Origin of the sequence: Thalassotalea sp. PS06, from assembly GCF_007197775.1 — a bacterium.
Taxonomy (GTDB): Bacteria; Pseudomonadota; Gammaproteobacteria; order Enterobacterales; family Alteromonadaceae; genus Thalassotalea_A.
In genome coordinates this window covers 1,176,501-1,198,501 of record NZ_CP041638.1, presented here as the reverse complement: position 1 = coordinate 1,198,501, position 22,001 = coordinate 1,176,501, and the positions used below count along the sequence as shown (strand labels likewise).

The 22,001-nt window shown below is 45.2% G+C and carries 18 protein-coding genes; 5 read left to right on the top strand and 13 right to left on the bottom strand.

Going from position 1 to position 22,001, the window contains the following annotated elements:
* Positions 1-405 (bottom strand): VanZ family protein, encoded by a 405-nt coding sequence (locus tag FNC98_RS05220; protein ID WP_143580265.1) that lies wholly within the window; start codon positions 403-405, stop codon positions 1-3.
* 167 nt (positions 406-572) lie between these two features.
* Between FNC98_RS05220 and katG the strand changes: the two genes are divergently transcribed.
* The 5 genes from katG to FNC98_RS05195 all read left to right on the top strand — a co-directional run bounded on the left by katG (position 573) and on the right by FNC98_RS05195 (position 5,901).
* Entirely contained in the window at positions 573-2,774 is a 2,202-nt protein-coding gene (gene katG / locus FNC98_RS05215) for a catalase/peroxidase HPI (protein WP_143580264.1), read from the top strand.
* Between the two features lie 193 nt (positions 2,775-2,967).
* Positions 2,968-4,632: a DNA repair protein RecN gene (gene recN / locus FNC98_RS05210; protein ID WP_143580263.1), complete on the top strand. Its 1,665-nt coding sequence runs from the start codon at positions 2,968-2,970 to the stop codon at positions 4,630-4,632.
* A 119-nt stretch (positions 4,633-4,751) separates the two neighbouring features.
* On the top strand, positions 4,752-5,102 hold the full coding sequence (locus tag FNC98_RS05205; protein ID WP_143580262.1) for an outer membrane protein assembly factor BamE: 351 nt from the start codon (positions 4,752-4,754) through the stop codon (positions 5,100-5,102).
* Positions 5,103-5,217: 115 nt separating this feature from the next.
* Positions 5,218-5,589, top strand: a complete 372-nt coding sequence (locus FNC98_RS05200; protein WP_143580261.1) for a hypothetical protein — start codon at positions 5,218-5,220, stop codon at positions 5,587-5,589.
* Positions 5,590-5,901 carry a hypothetical protein gene (locus FNC98_RS05195; RefSeq protein ID WP_143580260.1) on the top strand — a complete coding sequence of 104 codons (312 nt, stop codon included), beginning with the start codon at positions 5,590-5,592 and terminating at the stop codon, positions 5,899-5,901.
* Positions 5,902-5,956: 55 nt separating this feature from the next.
* Here FNC98_RS05195 and FNC98_RS05190 read toward each other — a convergent pair whose 3' ends face one another.
* The 12 genes from FNC98_RS05190 to ppc all read right to left on the bottom strand — a co-directional run bounded on the left by FNC98_RS05190 (position 5,957) and on the right by ppc (position 21,795).
* Positions 5,957-6,880 (bottom strand): hypothetical protein, encoded by a 924-nt coding sequence (locus FNC98_RS05190; protein WP_143580259.1) that lies wholly within the window; start codon positions 6,878-6,880, stop codon positions 5,957-5,959.
* Position 6,881: 1 nt separating this feature from the next.
* Positions 6,882-7,565, bottom strand: a complete 684-nt coding sequence (locus FNC98_RS05185) for an anti-sigma factor family protein (protein WP_143580258.1) — start codon at positions 7,563-7,565, stop codon at positions 6,882-6,884.
* Positions 7,558-8,106, bottom strand: coding sequence for an RNA polymerase sigma factor (locus FNC98_RS05180; RefSeq protein ID WP_143580257.1), 549 nt, complete (start codon positions 8,104-8,106; stop codon positions 7,558-7,560). The genes FNC98_RS05185 and FNC98_RS05180 overlap by 8 nt, the downstream gene beginning before the upstream one ends.
* A 126-nt stretch (positions 8,107-8,232) precedes the next feature.
* The gene (locus FNC98_RS05175) at positions 8,233-9,138 is read right to left on the bottom strand and encodes a LysR substrate-binding domain-containing protein (protein ID WP_143580256.1); all 906 of its coding nucleotides are present in this window, start codon (positions 9,136-9,138) and stop codon (positions 8,233-8,235) included.
* Between the two features lie 15 nt (positions 9,139-9,153).
* Complete coding sequence (locus FNC98_RS05170) at positions 9,154-10,545, bottom strand: DUF3943 domain-containing protein (protein ID WP_185968073.1); 1,392 nt, start codon at positions 10,543-10,545, stop codon at positions 9,154-9,156.
* Between the two features lie 487 nt (positions 10,546-11,032).
* On the bottom strand, positions 11,033-12,298 hold the full coding sequence (locus tag FNC98_RS05165) for an inorganic phosphate transporter (protein WP_143580254.1): 1,266 nt from the start codon (positions 12,296-12,298) through the stop codon (positions 11,033-11,035).
* Between the two features lie 17 nt (positions 12,299-12,315).
* A complete protein-coding gene (locus FNC98_RS05160; RefSeq protein WP_143580253.1) occupies positions 12,316-12,993 on the bottom strand; it encodes a TIGR00153 family protein in 678 nt (225 codons plus the stop codon).
* Positions 12,994-13,419: 426 nt separating this feature from the next.
* Complete coding sequence (gene phoU, locus FNC98_RS05155; RefSeq protein WP_143580252.1) at positions 13,420-14,127, bottom strand: phosphate signaling complex protein PhoU; 708 nt, start codon at positions 14,125-14,127, stop codon at positions 13,420-13,422.
* A gap of 18 nt (positions 14,128-14,145) precedes the next feature.
* A complete protein-coding gene (gene pstB, locus FNC98_RS05150; protein ID WP_143580251.1) occupies positions 14,146-14,970 on the bottom strand; it encodes a phosphate ABC transporter ATP-binding protein PstB in 825 nt (274 codons plus the stop codon).
* A gap of 37 nt (positions 14,971-15,007) precedes the next feature.
* Positions 15,008-16,642: a phosphate ABC transporter permease PstA gene (pstA, locus tag FNC98_RS05145; RefSeq protein WP_143580250.1), complete on the bottom strand. Its 1,635-nt coding sequence runs from the start codon at positions 16,640-16,642 to the stop codon at positions 15,008-15,010.
* Between the two features lie 24 nt (positions 16,643-16,666).
* On the bottom strand, positions 16,667-18,898 hold the full coding sequence (locus FNC98_RS05140) for an ABC transporter permease subunit (RefSeq protein WP_260680473.1): 2,232 nt from the start codon (positions 18,896-18,898) through the stop codon (positions 16,667-16,669).
* A 341-nt stretch (positions 18,899-19,239) separates the two neighbouring features.
* Entirely contained in the window at positions 19,240-21,795 is a 2,556-nt protein-coding gene (ppc, locus tag FNC98_RS05135) for a phosphoenolpyruvate carboxylase (RefSeq protein ID WP_143580249.1), read from the bottom strand.
* Positions 21,796-22,001: the final 206 nt, after the last annotated feature.

The window sequence follows — 22,001 nt, the reverse complement described above, 5'->3', positions numbered from 1 at the left end:
CTATTCCCGCTCGATAACTTCCTGTTTAGCACATTCAATGGTCTCAAGACTTGTATCTGGAAATAGGCGATTGATAATTTGACCGACAATAAAACCACAAATCACACCTGAGGTGTTTGCGGTTAAGTCCAGCCACTCGCCATAGCGATTCACAAATGGTTGGAGCAATTCGATGCCGCCACCGATTAATACAAAAGCTAACACCACGACGGGCCAGTATGAAGGCTTACGCAGTGCCATCGGCATCACCAAGGCAAAATACGCGAGAAAATGATGGGTTTTATCGGTTCCGGGTACGGTAGGCAATGCCTGTAACGGGTAAAGCGACAACAACAAAATTATCGTAAGAAGTATCAAAGTAAGCAGGACCCAATAGGTTCTGACCAGGGCTAACAACTGGGTCATGAGTATTCCGAAAATGCTGAGATAGCTATTATTGTGACCGCCATTGGCAAAGTTTTCAATATTCGCGCAGATCAGATAATCAGATTTACCACAATCAGCTCCCCGGCTTAAGTCCCCAGCGTCTATAGTTTACAAGAAGTTTTAATCCTCACTAACTGGAGATTCTGATGGATAACTCAAACGATAACGCTTCCGGAAAGTGTCCTTTTGTGCATGGTAGCATGACGCGCCAGGGTGGCATGGGGACAGACAATATCGATTGGTGGCCAAATCAACTAAACCTGAAAATTCTGCGCCAACACGATTCAAAATCTAACCCGATGTCAGCAGGCTTTTCCTATCAAGAGGGTTTTAATCAGCTTGATTTGAGCGAAGTAAAACAGGATCTTTATGATTTGATGACAGACTCGCAACCTTGGTGGCCTGCCGATTACGGTCATTATGGTCCGTTCTTTATCCGCATGACCTGGCACGCTGCAGGAACCTATCGTATCGGCGATGGTCGCGGTGGTGCTGGTACCGGAGCACAACGCTTCGCCCCTTTAAATTCCTGGCCGGATAACGGCAACCTCGACAAAGCTCGAAGATTATTATGGCCGGTGAAAAAGAAATATGGTGACAAACTGTCCTGGGCCGATTTACTGGTTCTCGCGGGAAATTGCGCACTCGAATCCATGGGTTTTAAAACCTTTGGCTTTGGCGGCGGTCGTGAAGATATCTGGCATCCGGAAGAAGATATTTACTGGGGCGCGGAAACCGAGTGGCTAACCGACAAACGATACAGTGGCGAGCGTGATCTCGACAATCCTCTGGCGGCCGTAGAAATGGGTCTTATCTATGTAAACCCGGAAGGTCCAAATGGCGAGCCCAGCGTGTTGGCTTCAGGTAAAGATATCCGCGAGACCTTTGGCCGCATGGCGATGGACGATGAGGAAACCGTTGCTCTGGTTGCCGGGGGACATACCTTTGGTAAATGTCATGGCGCTGGTGATGCAGCTAATGTTGGGCCGGAACCGGAAGCGGCAAGCGTGGAAAATATGGGACTTGGCTGGATCAATAAATTTGGTGATGGCCATGGCGATGACACTATTACCAGTGGTATTGAAGGCGCATGGACTGCCAAGCCGACAACCTGGGATAACGGTTATTTTGACGTGCTATTTGGCTACGAATGGGATTTGGTAAAAAGCCCCGCAGGAGCCTGGCAGTGGGTACCGGTAAACCCTGCCGATGAGCACCTGGCACCAAGTGCTCAAAACCCATCGAAGAAAGTTACCACGATAATGACAACCGCCGATATGGCGATGCGTATGGATCCTATCTATGGGCCGATTTCAAAACGCTTCCATGAAAATCCAGACCAATTTGCCGATGCATTTGCCCGCGCCTGGTTTAAATTAACCCACAGGGATATGGGGCCGAAGGTGAGATATTTAGGGCCTGAAGTCCCCGACGAAGATCTGATCTGGCAAGATCCTGTGCCTGAGGTTACTCACTCGTTAATCGACAGCAACGATATAAACGACCTGAAAAAACAAATTGGCGACAGCGGACTGTCGGTTGCGGAGCTGGTGTATACCGCATGGTCATCAGCTGCCAGCTACCGGGATTCTGACAAACGCGGTGGTGCAAATGGTGCAAGGATTCGTCTGGCCCCGCAAAGCGGCTGGCAAATGAATCAACCAGCGCAACTAACTAAAGTGCTGGGTACCCTTGAGAAAATCCAAAATGGATTTAACGTGCAAGGTTCCGATAAACAGGTATCAATTGCCGATATGATTGTACTGGCAGGTTCTGTTGGCATTGAACAAGCCGCTAAAGCTGCCGGTAAAACGGTTGAAGTTCCTTTTAGTCCCGGCCGCACAGATGCTCAGCAGGAGCAAACCGATACCGAATCGTTTGCGGTACTCGAAGGTAAAGCCGATGGTTTTCGCAATTATTGTCAATCGGAGTTTGCCAATATGGCTGAGGATCTGCTTATCGATAAAGCCCAGTTGCTTAATCTGACCGCTCCGGAAATGACGGTTTTGGTAGGAGGCTTAAGGGCGATGGGCATTAGTTATGAAAACTCAGATTTAGGTGTCCTTACCGATAACCCGGGACATCTGACTAATGATTTTTTTGTTAACTTACTGGACATGGATACCATCTGGCAGGGTAACGATTCAGGAACCTATTTTGAGGGTCTGAGCCGTTCCAACCGAGTAACCAAGTGGCGCGCATCGCGTGTAGATTTGCTGTTTGGCTCTAACTCCGAGTTAAGAGCACTTTCGGAAGTTTACGCCAGTGATAATGCCAATGATAAATTTGTCGATGACTTTATTAATGCCTGGGTGAAGGTGATGAATGCCGATCGCTTTGATTTGTAAATGACCTGCCATTATGCGGGTTGTTGCTACTAACAATAACCCGCTCTTTTTAGTCTCAACCGCATTCCAATCCTATTAGCTTTTAACCGAAACTACCCCGCCAGAAATACCATTGATCATTTTTCTTGCATCATTTTTTAAACACTGTTAATTTACTGTACAAATAAACAGTATCTTGTACAGGACGTTTGTTATGTTAACCAATCTTAGTATTCGCAACTTCGCGATTGTTAGCCATGTAGAAATTGACTGGCATCATGGAATGACCACGATAACCGGTGAAACCGGTGCAGGTAAATCTATTGCAATCGATGCTCTAGGGTTATGTTTAGGTGAGCGTGCGACAACATCTGTGGTTCGTCCCGGTACCGACAAAGCCGAGTTAATCGCCAGTTTTGATGTCAGTGGTAATAAAAAAGCAAAGCAGTGGTTAACTGAGCAAGAACTGAATGACGAAAACGACTGTATTATTCGCCGGTTAATTAACAGCGAAGGCCGCTCAAAAGCTTATATCAATGGCACCCCGGTTCCCCTTGCACAACTTAAAATGCTCGGCCAGTTATTGATCAACATTCATGGTCAACACGATCACCAATTACTGTTAAAAACCACTGAGCAACGTCAGCTCCTTGACGATTATGCTCAACACCATGGTTTACTTGATGATATTAAGTTTTTCCAAAAGCAATGGCGCACCAAAAATAACGAATTAAATTCATTGCTGGAAAGTCAGCAACAGCGCCAAGCTCAACAACAACTGCTGCAATATCAGGTTAAAGAGCTGGATGAATTTTCACTGCAACAGGGTGAATTTTCGCAACTTGAAGCGGATTTCAAACGCCACGCCAATGCCCAGCAGTTATTGGTTATATCGGGTCAATGCCTGAATCAACTGAGCGATGAAAACGAATATTCGGTCAGCGCTCAGCTTCAGAAAATTGCCGATGATGTGCAGCAGCTAGCGGCATTAGATAAAGGTGCAGAATCTATTGCCAATATGTTGGTTGATGCCAGCATTCAGATTCAGGAAGCGTCTCGCGACTTAAATTATTATCAGCAAAGCATTGATTTGGATCCTGAAGCATTCAACCTAATTGAAGAGCGTTACTCTACAGCGATTACCCTGGCTCGAAAGCATCAGGTAAATCCTGAAGATTTATTCGATTATCATCAAAAGCTTCAGGCCCAGTTATCGCAGCTAAGTGGCGATGAAGAGCGCCATCAGCATTTGCATGATGAGTTAGATACTATCAAAGAGCAATACCATCAGATTGCTGAAAAACTGCGAGTAAGTCGTGAAAAATCTGCGAAGAAGCTTGCTAAACTGATCACCGAATCTATGCGTGAATTAAGTATGCCTGACGCTCGCTTCAATGTGCAAATTGATCACCAGGTAAATGAGCAGCTATCCAGCCATGGCTATGATGATATTGAATTTCTCGTGAGTATGAACCCAGGGCAACCGATGGAAGCATTACACAAAGTTGCCTCTGGCGGTGAGTTGTCACGAATCAGTCTTGCGATTCAAGTTATTCTTGCTGAAAAAGTCATTACCCCAACCTTAATTTTCGATGAAGTAGACGTTGGTATTAGCGGTCCGACCGCGGCGAAAGTTGGCCAGAAGCTGCAGCAACTTGGCAGCAATACCCAGGTGATATGTGTCACTCACCTGCCGCAGGTTGCCAGTAAAGGTCAGCAACAACTATTTGTTGCAAAACTCACTGATGGCAAACATACGCAAACTTCAGTAACACCTTTGGCACAGGATGCGAGGGAGAGAGAAATTGCGCGTTTATTGGCCGGTGATGAAATTACCGATAATGCGATTGCCAATGCCAAAGAACTTTTAGCGAGCTAATCGGTCCGAACAGGGAATATCACTAAAAAATTCATAAAAAGCCTTTAATCTGCACGGCCCCTTGGTTATTATCCTTGGCAGTAAAATTAAAGGCTGTTGTCGTTAAGGAATAAGAATTAATGAGATCCCGAGCTTTATCTCTTAGCATTTTGCTAGGATTAGCCACCACATTTGCTTCAGGGTGTGTTTACCGTATTGATGTCCCGCAAGGAAATTACATCGAACAAAAACAAATCGATAAGCTGCAGGTTGGCATGACCAAAGAACAGGTAAAATTTGTTCTGGGCAACCCTGTCGTAGTTGACGCGTTTGACGATAATCAGTGGTACTACGTTTACGATTTTAAATCAGGTCGTAACGAAGCATTTAATTCTCAAAAGAAATTGGTATTAACTTTTGAAAATAACCTGTTAGCAAAAGCTGAAGGCGATTTTGAAATACCAGAAAGTTTTTACACACCAATTCAGTAATATTGAATCGGCGCCCTGTCCAGGGTGCCGTTACCTGCCCCCAAGATAATTTAGCTGACACTTGCACTATGCAAGCGGGCTTGATTTTGCATATTCAACCATCAGGGTAAAAAAGATGAAATTTAAACAAATTCTAACCAGCGTTGTCGCCTGTCTTTTGTTATGGGGCTGTGGCCATGGCTATGAAGGTGAGTACCAGATAAAAAGTGCTTCGAAAAATGAGTTTGTGAACGCGTTCGCCGATGCGATTGAAGTTCCTAATATCATCATTGGCGATGATTATATCGAAAAAGAAGGTAAGCGAACGTATTATGACGAGGTCAGCGTACGCGAGCGCGGTGGCGACAGTTACCTGGTTTTTCGCCTCGGTAAAGAAGAACAGGTTTGGAAGATTATTGATGACAATACCTTGCAACAAGGCAAAGGTTTACTTGGCATCACATTAAACCGAGTAACGGCTGATAATAACAACACTAAGGAGAGCTAAATGACAAAGTTAACCACAACTATCCTTGGCCTGATGGTGGCTACACTTGCCGTATCTACTTCCGTTCAAGCCAAAAATGAAAAGTCGCAAAAACTGCCCAAGGGACTAGAGAAAAAAGTTAGTCAGGGTAAAGAGCTTCCTCCGGGGTGGCAGAAAAAATTAGCGCCAGGATACATTCTTAGTAAAGATGTATATCGATACAGAGATATTGTCGTACCGGTAGATAAGCACGGCATAGTCACCGTTAAGATTGACGGTAAGATAATCCGCCTTATCGAAGCGTCACGGGAAATTGTAGAAATTCTCAATTAAAAAAAGGCCAGTTTAAAACTGGCCCTTTTTGTACCCAAATAAATTAGCTCAATGGCTACATTTGATAGCGCGCAGCACCTGATAGTAAGGCTTTCGGGTCGATGGACTGGGTCAGACATTTCATAATATCAGCTTTGGTAAACACCAAAACTCTATCCTGATACCCCCTGCCGTTAGTGCTCATCGCGGCATTTTTAATAATTAGCGATACATGCTCATCAGCAGGAAGTGCACGCAAACCACCGCCATAGGTACACAAGGTCTCACTTAAACTCGACTCAAGCGCGGCGAAATACGCCCGCTGTTGCTTTCGTTGCTCGGCTCTGGCTTTATCTTGCTGCGCTTTTAACTTATTTGAGCGCTGCGCCAACTCCTCTTTGGACTTGAGTAATTCCTTTTTACGCTGTTCCAGCTTCGCCGCTTGTTTTTCTAACTGTTTAAGTTCGTCCTTATCTTCACTGCGTCGTTGATAAGCTAAATCTCGCTGCTCGCGTTCCAGATCCCGTAATTCATAGGCCAGTTCACGCTCTTGTTCACGCAATTGCCGCTGACGCTCAATGTCCTCACGCATATGATCCTGAGCCAGTTCCATTGCAACTGCTGCCTCTTCCATGGCTTCATCGATAACATCCTGCAAGTCTTCACCAAACAGCTCGCTATCTTCAAATCCTCTTGGTGCCATCGGCGCAACCGGTGCTACAGGCATAGGCACGCTAAAACCTGAGAATTGATATTTCCTGTGGGCATTGACCGTAAATACTACCCCTTGTTCCGCCAAGTAAAGAGATTCAATGCCGGCCAGTCCCATACTGTCATTACCGTTACTGTTTTTTATGGCGCTGGTAAAAATATCTTCCATGATGCCAATCTGCTTGGTCAGCACCTGATACTGGTTTTCATTAGCCTGGATGGCGTTGCTGGTAACTGTGCTGACGATAGACAACGCCAGAGGCAGTACTGCTTTTTTTAACTTATTCATCTTATTCATCCTCGTCGTTGAATTTGGTTTGTTGAAATTGCTCTCCCATACCCTGCTTTATCGCCTGGGTCTGCAATGCGTATTCTAAGCGTTGATATTTGAGCTTGTTATCTAGTGCATCTTCACTGCGTTGTTCATCGACATACTGAATGAAGTGCGAGATATCTTCCTGACGCTCCTGACGCGTCGCCGTTAACAAGTAGCCAGCAAGTTGCAGGTTATTGGCCTGTTGTTGGTCTTTAAAATCCGAGACATAGTTGGCCAGAACAATTTCCTGCTCCGCCGCAAACTGCTGCAAACATTGATCGAGCAACTGTTCTAGCTTTTGCTCATCAATTGAATTCGATGACGAGCCAAAGGTAATGGCAAAACCATCCTGCTGTGATGTCACCTGAACGTTCAGTAATACCAAGGCGATGGCAAAACACGAACAGGCCAGTGACGCCAAAGACAAGCCCGGCCATTGCCACCAAGGCGCCTGGGCTTCACCCATTATTGAGGCAGGATCCCAGTTTTCAGGGGTGTGCGCTTCATAGCCATGAACTTGCTGTTCGATATAGCGAGCTGCAGCTAGTCGACTTCTGAGCTCCTCATCTTCACTTGCTAAGGCTTCTAATCGTTGACTTTGTTGCTCATTCAAGTTGCCATCGAGCCACGCCTGAAATAATTGTTCTTTCTCAGACATAATCAATCTCCAATTTATCCTTTAATTTATCCAAAGCACTATATAATCGAGACTTCACGGTATTGCTGGAAATGCCAAGCTGGTTGGCTATCTCGTCAAAAGTGAAATGTTGAAAGAATTTTAATTCCACCACCGTACGCTGATTTAAAGGCAGTAAGCGCATCGCTTTTGCCAGTGCCAAAGCCTGTTGGCTTTGTTGCAACTGATGTTCAGGTTGCGAGCAGCCCTCAGCCTCCATTTCCGTCGGTTCATCATCCAGCGATTGATTGGGACGTTTACGACGATAGAATTCAATACAGCGATAGTGGGCGATTCGATAAAGCCAGTTTTTAAATTTGGCATCTCCACGAAAACTGCTGAGATTGCGAAACACCGCGATAAAAATCTCCTGCATAAGGTCCATGGCATCATCGGGATGCCCAACCATGCGCAAGGCATAATTGTATATTCCTTTTTCATAGCGCCTGACTAATTGCACCCAGGCACTCTTTTTGCCTTTTAACGCCTGTTTAATCAGTGTTTCGTCGCTGCGTTCAAACACAAATTTTCCCTGTTATTTCATTTTCACAGATTATTTACCCTCTATAGTCGAAGGACACGTAGAAATAGTTTGAAAAAAATTAATATTTTTATTGAAACAGATAATTAGCGAATAGAAAACATCAGGTTAGACTAATGGCGAGATTATTTTTTGTAGAATATCAAAGGTTTCCTGACGATAGCTGCGTTGCCGGTAAACTAAGGCAATTTCCCGGTAGGCAGATTCGGGCAGCTTTTCACAGGTTAATTCCGATACACCCGCAATGCCTTTTTTAACTGCCATTTGCGGTAAGAAGGTTAGCCCCTGATGGTAGATGGTCATTTGCATCAGGGTGGTAAGGCTGGTGGGGGCAAAGCTGTTGAGCTTCTCTTTTTGCTCGACTTTACAGGAATTCAAAGCATGACGAGTCAGACAATGCTCTTCGCTAAGGACAAATATCTGGCCGTTTTTAACACCCTGGTAATTTCCTTCATCGACCACCGACTCGACCAGTGATTTGTTGCCAGCCAGGTAAAAAGGATCCTTGCCTAAGGAAGCGAATTGAAAAGCCTGGGTAAACTTTTCATCGATTGGTAACGCCAGTATCGCCGCATCGATTTTCCCGCCCTGTAGGGATGCCAGCAGGTTTTCTGTCGTATCTTCAATGACGTACAGTTCCAGGTGCTGGCAATCCTGTTGGGTTTTTTCGATAACATCGGTCATTAAAAAGGGCGCGATAGTCGGAATACAGCCCAAATATAATTTACCTTGGGTTGGGTTACCCTGAGCCAGACAGTAGTCAACCAGCTCATCGGCCTGATGCAATAGCTGTTCAGCCATATGAACCACTTCGATACCCTGGCGGGTGAAGAGAAAGTTCTTATGATCCCTCTCGATGAGCTGACAATTTAATAGCTGCTCCAATTTGATAATGGCGCTGCTTAAGGTTGACTGGCTGACAAAGCAGGATTCTGCAGCCTTATGAAAATGCTGGTGACGGTGCAACGCCAACAGGTATTGTAAGTGTTTTAAATTCGGTAAGTGATTATTCATAACTGCCGTCAGCCACTAGTACCAATTGCCTTTACCTAAACGATATATCACACTGAATCGAAAGATATCTTCCTGGGTATCGAGTCTGGTAGAGAAATAGCGAGCAATATCGGTTTGGATAGCCAGATTATTATTAAGCTTCATATGCAATCCGACCCCACCATGGCTATAGAAAGACTTTAAATCCCGGTCCTGGTCACGAAGCATTTCACCAATGCCCAAGGTTACATACGGGCGAAAGTCGCTTTCAGAACGAAAGTAATACTGACCGCTCAGGCTATAGTTTTCATAAGTTAGATCTTCGCCATTCGATAATTGTTTGTAGTGCGCGCGGGCATAATTTAACCGAGCTGAATAACGATTGGTAAAATACAGACCAATACTGAACTCACCATACGGGTCGTCTTCAACCTGCCAGACATCATCAAGCCAGGCATACCCAGAACCCAGCCCTATCCCCACCATGCTGTAGTCAATTGGGTCTTTACTAAACTGGTAATATTGAGGCACTGGGGTGGAGCGCAATGGTTTACCATCACCAAACTGGAAGTGCATTTGCACCTGCCATTGGTTTTCATGGAGTAACCCGGCCTCGCCTTCCGACTGAATTACATTAGTACGGTAATTCACAAAGCCAGTACCTGCGCGAAAGATTTCCCGGTTGAACAATTGATTGACGCCGCGCCCCAATGAATCGACAGGATCCAGCATCCAAAGTGAGAATGTACCCAGCCCCTCAGAACCCCATACTTTACCGCCACCCAAACGAATCTCACGTTCCTTCTGAAACATCCACTCACCGAGCCCCCAACCGAGAACCGGAGTAACCACTAAATCCTGTATCGATGGGGTCTCGGCAAAAGCTTCGATGCCGTACTCCCAATAGAAAGTCGACATCAAGGCTGAATAAACGAAGGCATCCCATTGGCGATACCCCGACTTTCGGGCAACCTGATAGTAGATTCCTCCCGCATATGGATGACCAATATAATTGATCCAGAATACATCCCTATCCCAAACCGGCCCCTCGGCAACATTGTTCCCCCATTTTTGCAGCAGTTTGCCCTGCTTATCCCAATTGGAAATATCGTCGGGTAACAAGGCGATAAACCCGGCTACTCCAAAACCATAGATAAATACCGATTTGGTTTGTGACCAGAGTCGGTCTTTGTCTTCGCCGTGTTGAGGATTAAAGATGGAAACCTGGAACGGATCATCGTAAAAGCCCTCAAGCGGGACTTTTTCTTCCCAGGCAGAATTAGTGACACGTTCTACATACGTGTCAGAGTGGCTCGCGCCTGAGTCATCGCTTTCGACGCTCAGAACGTCCACCGGTTGGATGGATTTGTCTACAGGACTGTCGGGCGCTGCCCATACATTGACGCTAATGCCCGTCAATAACATCATGGCCACGGTCTGACAAAACCTCGACGGTTTGCGTAACAACATGGACAATCAACTTATTGCTAATCAGTTAGTTAACTGTATGCAGAAATCAACATAGCCGCAAGAAAATGAAGTGTGATGAGGTCGCTAAATTTGCATTTATTGTTTAGCTTCAAAGAGAGCTGATACAAACCCTAACTAGAATCGATTGTACGTTCTCGGCAATTGCTCCATGCATTGCTCTAATAAATTACATCCCTGTAACGACAGACACAATCGATATACCAACATCCTTGTATAAACCCTCCCTTGCTACCTTCCATGGTTCGGGAGGATTAGTAAAGGGATTTACGATATGTCGAGATATCATGGATGGTTATATCTCGACAAGATACATGGACGTATTGAATGTCGAGATATCATGGAGGCAATATCTCGATTAAGTATGTCCATATACAAAAAGCCAGAGCATTTGCTCTGGCTTACAAATCATTCGTCTTACGGATGATTAGGTCAGTGCACCTTTAATCATCCAGAAGAACATGATTGATAAGGTTGCACCAACTGGCAGGGTGATTACCCAGGAAACTACGATATTACGTACCACACCCATGTTGATTGCAGCAATACCACGAGCCATACCTACACCGAGTACCGCACCAACTAAGGTTTGGGTAGTAGAGATAGGAAGACCAGTACCTGATGCAACAACAACGGTACAGGCAGCCGCTAGTTCAGCAGCGAAACCACGGCTCGGTGTTAAGTGAGTGATACCTTTACCGATAGTGGCGATAACGCGATGACCGAAGATAGCAAGACCGGCTACGATACCGAAACCACCAAGTGGAAGAATCCACCACGCCAGAGCGGCTTTAGAAGCGATTTCACCGTTGTTTTCTACGATGCTTACAACCGCAGCTAATGGACCAATCGCGTTAGCAACGTCATTTGAACCGTGGGCAAATGCCATACAACATGCAGTGATTACCATTAGTACCGCAAACACTTTTTCAACGTTGATGTACTGAGCACGGCGGTCAGCTTTCAGGTTTAAATCTAGACGCGAGATGAAGAATTTACCCAAAAGAGCTACCAATAGGGCAACTGCAACGGCATAGATGTAACCTTCTACACTACCGATATCCATACCGATGTGCTTCAGACCTTTTTTGATGGTAACCAAAGAAAGTACGAAACCCGCCAGGAACATATACATCGGCACCCAACGTTTCGCCTGCTCTACCGGCTTGTCGGTATCAAAAATTAGTTTCTGAGCACTGTTAAAAATAACGAAAGCGAAGACACCGGCAATTAATGGCGTTACCACCCAACTACCAACAATGCCTAACACTTTGTCCCAGGCAACGGTATCTACGCTCACACCAACGGCTGAGAAACCGATAATGGCACCAACGATAGAGTGAGTAGTGGATACTGGCCACCCCAGATAAGAGGCAACTAGTAGCCAGGTTGCAGCGGCAAATAGTGCGGCAATCATACCGAACACCAGTTGTTCTGGAATGTCGGTATAGTAGGAGGCATCGATAATACCTTTACGAATGGTAGAGGTAACCTCACCACCGGCCAGGTATGCACCGGCAAATTCGAAAATCATCGCAATGATGATCGCTTGTTTGATTGTTAACGCTTTTGAACCAACGGAAGTACCCATTGCGTTCGCGACGTCATTGGCACCGATACCCCAGGCCATAAAAAAGCCTACTGCGGCGGCTACCAGAACCAGCATGGTTCCATAATTAGCTAAAATATCCATTATTACGAAACCTTACTTTATCTTGCTAACATGATTTCTAAGCGAGCACCTACGCGCTCAGCGATGTCGGCTAAATCGCCAACCCATTCAATGATTTTGTACAGAAACATAACGTCCACTGCGTTCATGTTCTGTTCAATGGCCAATAGGCCCTGACGTAATTCGATTTGCATCAAATCAGTGTCATCTTCGATGGAGTCCAATTCCTGAATCATGGTTTCAACAAAGTCTAATTCACGACCTGAGAAACCTGCTTCTAGCAACTCGTCCATCTCATTAATGGCTTTGTTAGCTTGTTTTACTGCATCCATACAGCGGTGAAGGTACGCATCAAAATCTGTTGATAATTCGCTAGGAATGGTGATTTTACGACCTAGAATACGACCAGCAATGTCTTTGGCTTTGTTAGCAATTTTATCTTGCTGACTGACTAGTTCGAGTAAATCGGTACGCTGAACCGGCATAAAGATACCGCCCGGCATTTCCATACGAATTTTACGTTTTAATTGATCCGCTTCTTTTTCTAATGAAGAAATTTCTTTACGAATATCTTCAGCCTTTGGCCAGTCATCAGCGGCACAAGCAGCAAATAGAGAAGGGAGTAATTGCGCACACTCATGAGCTTTATTGATGTGTGCCTGTAGAGGTTTTAAAGGCGATTTAGCAAATACACCTAGAATGTTATTAGCAGACATATTGTTTCCTGCAACTTCGTTTCTGCGAAATAAAAATCGGGGCAAATATACGCTATTTGCCCCCTATTTCAACCGTTAATTATGGTTTATCTGGGTAAAAACCCCAAAGTTGGTTAATAAACTAACAGTTATTTACCAATATTCAAAATGTTATACCAATCACATTAAGTTTGTGCACAACTCAGAGTTAGGGCAGAGGTTCATTTACAACATAGATTTCATTGATATAGTCATTCTATATTAATGAAATATAGGGCAGTAAATGGGCCTCTCACTAACTCCCTAAGGGTGAGTTTTAAAGGCGTTTGTGCTGCATTACTGATTTTGGCTAATTTTGAAAATGGAATAACCATTCTCTGCAATCAAAGCCTTGTCTAAAAGCCTTTAAATTCTCACTGAGTGAGCAATAATTTAATGGGATTGGTATTATGAGATGAACTCGTCCATATCCTGTTCAGAGATATGACGTACCACTTTACCTTTAACAAAGTAAATTACGTACTCACAAATGTTCTGACAACGATCACCAATTCTTTCCAGTGCTCGAGCCGACCAAATAACACTCATAATGGATGGGATAGAACGTGGATCTTCCATCATGTAGGTCATTAACTGACGCATCATGGCTTCGTATTCACGGTCAATTCGGTCGTCGTTTTGATGCACTTTAAGGGCGGCATCAAAATCCATGCGGGCAAAGGCGTCCAAGGTGTCGTGCAATGTCGACAACACCAGACGGCCTAAATTCTCGAGGTTTAATAAAAAGTCATGCTTTTTACCCGGAAAATGCTCCAAGGTGACTTTCGAGATTTTCTCGGCTTCGTCACCAATACGCTCTAAATCGGCGATGGTTTTGATAATTGCCATGATCAGGCGTAAATCGCTTGCAGCAGGCTGGCGCTTCGCAATAATGCGAGTACACTCTTCATCAATTGACACTTCGAGCTTGTTGATTTTGTAGTCGCTGGTCAGAACTTTCTGCGCCAGGTCTTCATTATGCTCACTGACCGATGTTAATGCGTCTTTTAATTGCTGCTCAACCAATCCGCCCATCGTCATAACGCTGTTGCGAACCGCTTCTAATTCCTGATTGAACTGGCCGGAAATGTGTCTGCCTGTATTAAACTTTTCCATGGGACTGTCTCCTGTCGATTAACCGTAACGGCCGGTAATGTAATCTTCGGTTTTCTTCTTACTAGGCGTAGTAAACAGTGTATTGGTATCTGCATACTCAATCAAATCGCCCATATACATAAATGCGGTCTGGTCACTAACCCGTGCCGCCTGTTGCATGTTATGGGTTACGATAACTACTGTGTATTTTTGCTTTAGATCATTGATTAACTCTTCAATGGTCAATGTAGAAATAGGATCCAATGCTGAGGTCGGCTCATCGAGAAGTAATACTTCAGGCTCAATGGCAATCGCTCGGGCGATAACCAGGCGCTGCTGCTGACCGCCGGATAAGCCTAATGCACTATCATGGATACGATCTTTTACTTCATCCCAAAGGGCTGCTGCACGCAACGAGCGTTCACAGACTTCATCTAAAACCCGGCGATTGTTCTGACCAACCAGACGCATGCCGTAGACTACGTTTTCGTAGATAGATTTAGGGAATGGATTCGGGCGTTGGAATACCATACCGACTTTGCGACGAAGCTGGGCAACGTCAACGTGCTTGGAATAGATATTTTCACCATTTAAATTAATCGCGCCTTCGATAGAACAGCTATCAACCAGATCATTCATACGGTTGATACAGCGCAATAGTGTTGATTTACCACAACCACTTGGGCCGATAAACGCCGTTACCTGACCCTTAGGGATTTTCATGGAAATATTGCTCAGAGCCTGTTTATCACCGTAATGCAGATTCAGGTTCTTAATTTCCAATGCCACTTGCTCAGGACTCAGGTTGTTGATATCCAGCTTGTTGCCTTCGGTTGATAAAACTTGTGGATTTACATTAATCATATCTTTGATTCTCAACTAACTTTTTTTGTGCTTCAGATTAGTGCTCTAAAGCACGGTATTTCTCACGTAGACGGTTACGAATTGATACGGCCGTCATATTCAATGCAACAATGATGGTTACCAATAGCAGCGCGGTTGCATAAACCAGAGGTCTTGCTGCTTCAACGTTCGGGCTCTGGAAGCCTACGTCATAGATGTGGAAACCTAAGTGCATAAACTTACGCTCTAAGTGCAGGAACGGGAAGTTACCGTCAAGTGGCAATGTCGGCGCCATTTTAACCACACCAACCAGCATCAGTGGCGCCACCTCGCCAGCTGCACGGGCGATGGCCAGAATAATACCTGTCATAATCGCCGGACTGGCGATTGGCAAAATAATGCGCCACAAGGTTTCTGCTTTCGTAGCACCAAGCGCCAAAGAACCATGCCGCATTGAAGATGGAATACGAGCTAACCCTTCTTCGGTAGAAACAATAACGACCGGTAGTGTCAGAATTGCCAGTGTAATCGCCGACCACAATACACCTGGAGATCCAAATGTTGGGCTAGGCAGAGATTCTGGGTAGAAGATTTGATCGAGCGAGCCACCTACCATGTAGACGAAGAAGCCAAGACCAAATACCCCGTATACGATTGATGGCACACCGGCGAGGTTGATTACCGCGATTCGTAGCAGCTTAGTGAACGCGTTATTGCCCGCATACTCGTGCAGATAAATGGCCGCAACAACCCCTAATGGCGATACAATTACCGTCATCAACAATACCATCAATACGGTACCGAAGATTGCCGGGAATACCCCACCTTCAGTGTTCGCTTCACGCGGGTCATCACCGATAAAGTTACCGATTTGATGGAAGAACTGACCAAGTTTGGCAAAAAAGCCCATCTGGTTGTTAAAGGTGATTTGTAAAACCTGTTCAAGGTTAATATCAACTCTCTGACCATCCATCGCACGCACTACAATCTTGTCACGCTGCACTTCTTCACGAAGCTTATTCAGGCTTGCCTCTAACCCATTGTACTCTTCGGCAAGTTCAGCACGGCGCTGATCAAAGCCTGCTTGTACCTCGTCGGTTAACTCGCCGTCTAGTTCCGCTTTACGCTCTTTCAGACGGATACGCTCAAGCTCATAGTTAATGGCACCGATATCGGTACTCTGAAGCTGGCCGATGTCGTCCTGTAAATCACTTACGCGGTCGATAAAGGCTTCAAGCTGGTCTAATTCAACCTGTTGACCGTCCATGTATACTTCTTCGATAAAGCCATAGAAGTTACCATTTTTGCGACGTTCAATAACTGCGACATCTTCTGGCTGCGTTTGTTTTTGAACCATAGGCTCTAAAATCCAGCGGAAATCCAGGCTTACCAATTCACGATTACCGGTTTTTACCAGAAATCGTTCTACGGTTTCGGCGTCACCTACATCGACATTTTTGTTATTTAGCTGTCGGGCTGGGATCAGTTCACGGTCATAGATTTCACCGATAACAACTGAAGTTTCACCTTGCACCGTTTGCAATTCAAACTGATGGATTTGTGATGGCCAGAAGTAGGATAAACCTCTTGAGGCAATCAAAAACAACAAACCAACAACAGAGATTAAGCTGATACTTACCCCGGCTGCTGAAAGCCATACCCAAGGTGAGCCTGATTTAAACCATGTTTTCATCGTTATATTAATCCTACTTAAACACTACAGAGAGCTGTACTTTTCACGCAAGCGCTGACGTACAAACTCAGCCAAGGTGTTAAAGACAAAGGTGAAAACAAACAACACAAAGGCTGCAAGGAACAAGATTCGATAGTGAGAACTGCCCACTTCGGACTCTGGCATTTCAACAGCGATATTCGCCGATAAGGTACGCATCCCCTGGAAGATACTCCAGTCGATAACTGGGGTGTTACCCGTTGCCATCAATACAATCATGGTTTCACCAACCGCACGGCCAAGCCCCATCATCACCGCAGAGAAAATGCCCGGGCTGGCAGTAAGCAATACCACTTTAACCAGGGTTTGCCATTGTGTCGCACCAAGTGCCAGTGAACCGGAGGTCAGGTGCTTAGGTACGCTGAAGATAGCATCTTCTGCCATAGAGAAGATGGTTGGGATAACCGCAAAGCCCATAGCGATACCAACAACCAAAGCGTTACGCTGGTCAAAGTCGATACCGAGATCGTTAGTGATGTATTTACGCATATCACCACCAAACATATTGGCTTCAACAATTGGCGATAACTGGAATGCCAGCATGGCGGCAAGAATCAGAATCGGCAGCACAATGATTGGTGCAAAAGCTTCTGGAAGCATTACCTTGATGTTCTTCGGCAACTTGTACCAGGCAAAAGCGGTAATGAAGGTAGCCAATGGCAAAAAGATTAGTAACAGGAATACCGCCGGCAAATACTCTTCAATCAGTGGTGCTAACCAAAGACCCGCAAGGAAACCTAGAATAACGGTCGGCAGTGCTTCCATTAGCTCGATGGTTGGTTTAACCGTACGACGCATCACTGGCGGCATAAAGTAAGCGGTGTAAATAGCCGCTGCTAAGGCAATTGGTACCGCGAACATCATCGCATAGAAAGCCGCTTTCATCGTACCGAAAGAGATCGGCATTAATGAGAACTTAGCTTCAAAGTCATCAGAACCCGAAGTCGATTGCCAGATATAAGCCGGTTCAGGATAACCTTCATACCAGACTTCCTGCCAAAGTGCAGACCAGGTAACTTCTGGGTGTTCGTTGTGAACCGTTAATAATTCAAGTTGGCCGTCAGATGCCAGCATTAAACCATTGGCACGAGGCGCAATTGCCATAATTTGCTGGTCAGAATCCAGCATTTTACCCTGCCAAAGTTCCGCTTCACTGGTGGTGTAGAACAAACCAACCTGGCCAGACGGTGTTGAGGTAAAGAAGCTCTTACGATACAGCTCTGGGTAGATTTTAGTGATGGCTTCATCGTCGCTAGCCTTAAAGCTTCGAATTTGTTGGAATTCGCGACCTTCTTTACCAGCCACTTCAAACCATTGCAATACGTCACCTTCGTCGGTACCAAATAGCACAGAGCTACTGCCCGACAATAGCGCCATCGCCGTGATCTCAGCCTGCTCTTCAATCACTGGGTTAAACTGACCTTTAAGAGGCACATCCCAGTCATCATCAAGTTCAAATACCGAAACCTGATTGTCGACAGCAACAAAGCCTAAGGTCATATCCGGTGTGACTTCCATAAAGTCGATGGCGTCGAAATCTTCCTGAATCAATTGATATTCAGCAGAGAATTCAGGGTCGTAATTAAAGTCGTCTTCGGCAATCAAAGAGGTTTTAATCAATCGATTATCTTCAGTAAGCGCGATAATTACCGCTTTCTCTTCATTCATTACGAAAGAGAAGTCAGTAATTGTCGATTCATCTTCATCAATATAAATCGCATCTTCACCCAAAGGATAACGAACCGCTGGGTTCATGAAACGCTCATCACCTTCAAATGAAACCACAAAAGATGGCTCTACCACTTTAATGGCGCCATCGGTTGTCAGCAGTATGTATTGATTGGACGTTGTCGCCTGAATTTCCTGAAGAGTTTCGCCTTCAGATAAAATCGCTTCAGTTAACAGTTTCTCGCCTACCTCATGCTGCTCAGAAGCCTGCACTTGATAGAAGGACATTTCGCCCTGTTCGTTGATCTGATATCCGATTTCTTTCAGTTCATCGACACCGACGGCAACGGTATTGCCGTTTTCAACCAACTGAATTGTGCTTTCGGGCTCAATGCTTGCGGACTCGAAAATTGGTTTAATTACATAAACCAGGTACATAAAGATAAGCACCAAGGTGAATAATACACTGACACCACCAGCTGATATCAGCCAGCGCGCCAGGGAATTTTTCAACTGCCTTGGCTCAAAAGTTTTAGCGAAAATTGTCACGTTTAAACCTTCAATAGCGACCTAAATTTTTATTGGCTGGGATTATAAGACAGAAATATGACAGTTTTGTTACAGAGCGAATTTTAATGCACGAAAATTAACCTTGATAATTGTGGGTGATTAGTGCTTATTAAAAAATGTTAAAAATACGAGAGGATGGGTAAATACCCATTTTTACTGGCCTTCAATATAATTCAGCCCAGTCTAAATTAACATTGAATTAACAATAAGGTTACACACTTATGGCCACTGTTACAGTGAAATTTTTTGACTAGTCTGCAATAAGAAAAGAGCACCCGAGGTGCTCTTTTAACAAAACAATTAACACGTAGTAAGACTACTTAACCGGTATTACGCATTCCGGTCGCAATTCCTGCCATGGTATGCATCAATAACTGCTCAAAGCCGCAATCATCTGGCGAATTACGCAAACGTTTCAGTGCTTCAATTTGCATTAAGTGCAGTGGCAATAAATACGGTCGCCGCAATTCAAAAGAACTAAGGTTCCACGGATCGTTTTCCATCAATTGCTTATGACCTAAAACTGAAAGTACCGTTTCCTGGTCTTTTGCCAATTGCGCTCGCAAGCCCTCGCCCATGACTTTTAGCTCATCTTCAACAAGCGCCTCGTCATATCGGGTTGCGATCATTGGATTGGATTTTAAATACACCATCTCAATCAAGGACACCCGTGAGCGGAAGTACGGCCACTTCTCCAGCATCTCATCAATCAATGCCTGATACTCGTCTTGATGGTTTGCAATTGCCTGACCAAAGCCTAACCAGCTTGGCAATACCATGCGGTTTTGGCTCCAGGCAAAAATCCACGGGATCGCACGCAAAGATTCGATACCACCATCGGCACGGCGTTTCGCCGGACGCGAGCCAAGAGGTAGCGAAGACAATTCCTGTTCTGGAGTTGCCTGGCGGAAATAACGGACAAAATCTGCCTGCTCCTGCACATAACTGCGATAGGTGTCACAGCTATCCTCGGCCATCTTATCCATCAATTCACGCCATTCAGGCTCTGGAGATTGTGGAGGTGAGATCAAAGATTCCAGTATTGCTGATGCATATAAATGGAAGCTTCGAACCGCAAGGTTAGGTAAACCATATTTATAACGAATAGTTTCACCCTGCTCCGTTACCCGTAAACCACCTTCCAGTGTTCCCGGAGGTTGTGAGGCAACCGCGGCATGCGCTGGCCCGCCGCCGCGACCAATAGTACCGCCGCGGCCATGGAACAACTTCAGTAAGATACCTTTTTCAGCAAACACTTTCGCCAGTGCTTCCTGAGCCTGATACTGAGCCCAGGTAGCAGCAAGTACCCCGGCATCTTTTGCGGAATCACTATAACCAATCATAACCGTTTGTTGGCCCTCACAAGAGCTGACATAGGTATCCATGGACAGTAATTCATTCATTACCGCTGGGGCATGATTCAAATCATCTAAGGTTTCAAATAGCGGCGCGATTGGCATTTGCCAGTTAACGCCACAGATTTTCATAAATAGGCGTACCAGCAACACATCACTGGCAGTACTTGCCATGGAGATAATGTAGATACCCAGAACCTGTTGGGGTTGGGCTGCGATCATCTTGAACGTATCAAGTACTTCCTGGGTATCAGCGCTCCACTGATTATCCGGAAGCAATGGACGATTCGATGCTAGTTCGCTAAGCAAAAATTCCTGGCGTTTGGCCTCATCCCAGGAAAGATAATCTCCAAGGTTCAGGAAGGATAGAATTTCAGCCATTGCCGCATCGTGGCGCTCACTGTGTTGACGAACATCGAGGTTCACCATGGAAATGCCAAAACACTGAACTTTGCGGATCAAATCTAATAATTGCGAATTAGCCGCGCGGGTCATACCATGATTGAGCAGACTCTGGCGACAACGAATTAGCGGCGTTAGAAGCTCATCGGCATCATCAATGGTATTTTCAGTGGTACCATTTTCCAAACTTGCGATGTTATCTTCTAAGCGGGTGATAATCTGCTTTAACTGATGACGATAGGGACCAGAGCCTTTCACATCTTCAGCAATCAAATCTTCGTCGGCTTTATTCATCGACAATTCAAGATAAAGCTCACGAACGTCGCGCCAGTATAATCGTGATGCACGAATTCTGGCATTGCGAATCGCTTCACTACTTAGTTTGGCGGTAACAAATGGGTTACCGTCACGATCGCCTGCCATCCAACTGGCTATATTTACCGGCATAAAGCCATCAGGGAGAGGTTCGCCCAATAATTTTTGTGATGCCTCGTCCAGCTCTCGGATAAACTGTGGCAATGCTGCCCACAAGCTGTCGGATATAACATCAAGTCCCCAACGGGATTCATCAAGCGGCGTTGGTCGCTCCTGACGGATCTCATTGGTAAACCAGGCTTGTTCCACCAGCTCAGCAATGCGAGAAAAATCTTCTTTACCATTATCCAGCTCATCGGCAATCTGGTGATATTTATGGATAAACGTACGGCGATTAATTTCCGTCGGGTGAGCGGTAAGTACTAATTCAATGTTCAGCTTTTGCAACGCATCGCGAATTTTATCGGCATCAGCGTTAGCAATTTTTTCGCTGAGTTCGGTAAGCGGATGAGCAACGTCTAGCTCAGCTAAACCTTGCTCGGAAATGGTGTATTGCTGCTCGGCAATATTGGCCAGATTTAAAAACTGGCTAAAAGCCCGGGCAAGAACCAGCATGTCAGATTCTGACATGTCAGCGAATAGCGCCTGTAATTTGTCCAGGGCTTGTTCATCGCTATTAACTTCTTTTGCCAGTGCACGGATGGCTTCGATACGTTCAACCCACTCCGGCCCTTGCTCAACGGCAATGGTTTCTCCCAAAATTTGCCCGAGTATACGAATATTTTGACGAATAGAATCCAGCATGAATAACCTCAATAAGAATTGCTTTGTTCAATAATTTAACAAAATCAAAGGAATCGGTTTCTAAAGGCTGTTGACGTTAAAATAACCAACAACCTCTAGAGACTAATAGTTTTAATTGATGAAAACCACCTAATTTCAAAAAGTTATCGATATTGAAAACTTTCACTTCAAAACCCATAACTCATAGGTTGCAGCCGCGCACGGCA

What these genes read in the sequence shown, in the direction of transcription:
- FNC98_RS05220 (WP_143580265.1), bottom strand. Translation starts at nt 405, where the DNA reads ATGACCCAGTTGTTAGCCCTGGTCAGAACCTATTGGGTCCTGCTTACT.
- katG (WP_143580264.1), top strand. Translation starts at nt 573, where the DNA reads ATGGATAACTCAAACGATAACGCTTCCGGAAAGTGTCCTTTTGTGCAT.
- recN (WP_143580263.1), top strand. Translation starts at nt 2,968, where the DNA reads ATGTTAACCAATCTTAGTATTCGCAACTTCGCGATTGTTAGCCATGTA.
- FNC98_RS05205 (WP_143580262.1), top strand. Translation starts at nt 4,752, where the DNA reads ATGAGATCCCGAGCTTTATCTCTTAGCATTTTGCTAGGATTAGCCACC.
- FNC98_RS05200 (WP_143580261.1), top strand. Translation starts at nt 5,218, where the DNA reads ATGAAATTTAAACAAATTCTAACCAGCGTTGTCGCCTGTCTTTTGTTA.
- FNC98_RS05195 (WP_143580260.1), top strand. Translation starts at nt 5,590, where the DNA reads ATGACAAAGTTAACCACAACTATCCTTGGCCTGATGGTGGCTACACTT.
- FNC98_RS05190 (WP_143580259.1), bottom strand. Translation starts at nt 6,880, where the DNA reads ATGAATAAGTTAAAAAAAGCAGTACTGCCTCTGGCGTTGTCTATCGTC.
- FNC98_RS05185 (WP_143580258.1), bottom strand. Translation starts at nt 7,565, where the DNA reads ATGTCTGAGAAAGAACAATTATTTCAGGCGTGGCTCGATGGCAACTTG.
- FNC98_RS05175 (WP_143580256.1), bottom strand. Translation starts at nt 9,138, where the DNA reads ATGAATAATCACTTACCGAATTTAAAACACTTACAATACCTGTTGGCG.
- FNC98_RS05170 (WP_185968073.1), bottom strand. Translation starts at nt 10,545, where the DNA reads ATGATGTTATTGACGGGCATTAGCGTCAATGTATGGGCAGCGCCCGAC.
- FNC98_RS05165 (WP_143580254.1), bottom strand. Translation starts at nt 12,298, where the DNA reads ATGGATATTTTAGCTAATTATGGAACCATGCTGGTTCTGGTAGCCGCC.
- FNC98_RS05160 (WP_143580253.1), bottom strand. Translation starts at nt 12,993, where the DNA reads ATGTCTGCTAATAACATTCTAGGTGTATTTGCTAAATCGCCTTTAAAA.
- phoU (WP_143580252.1), bottom strand. Translation starts at nt 14,127, where the DNA reads ATGGAAAAGTTTAATACAGGCAGACACATTTCCGGCCAGTTCAATCAG.
- pstB (WP_143580251.1), bottom strand. Translation starts at nt 14,970, where the DNA reads ATGATTAATGTAAATCCACAAGTTTTATCAACCGAAGGCAACAAGCTG.
- pstA (WP_143580250.1), bottom strand. Translation starts at nt 16,642, where the DNA reads ATGAAAACATGGTTTAAATCAGGCTCACCTTGGGTATGGCTTTCAGCA.
- ppc (WP_143580249.1), bottom strand. Translation starts at nt 21,795, where the DNA reads ATGCTGGATTCTATTCGTCAAAATATTCGTATACTCGGGCAAATTTTG.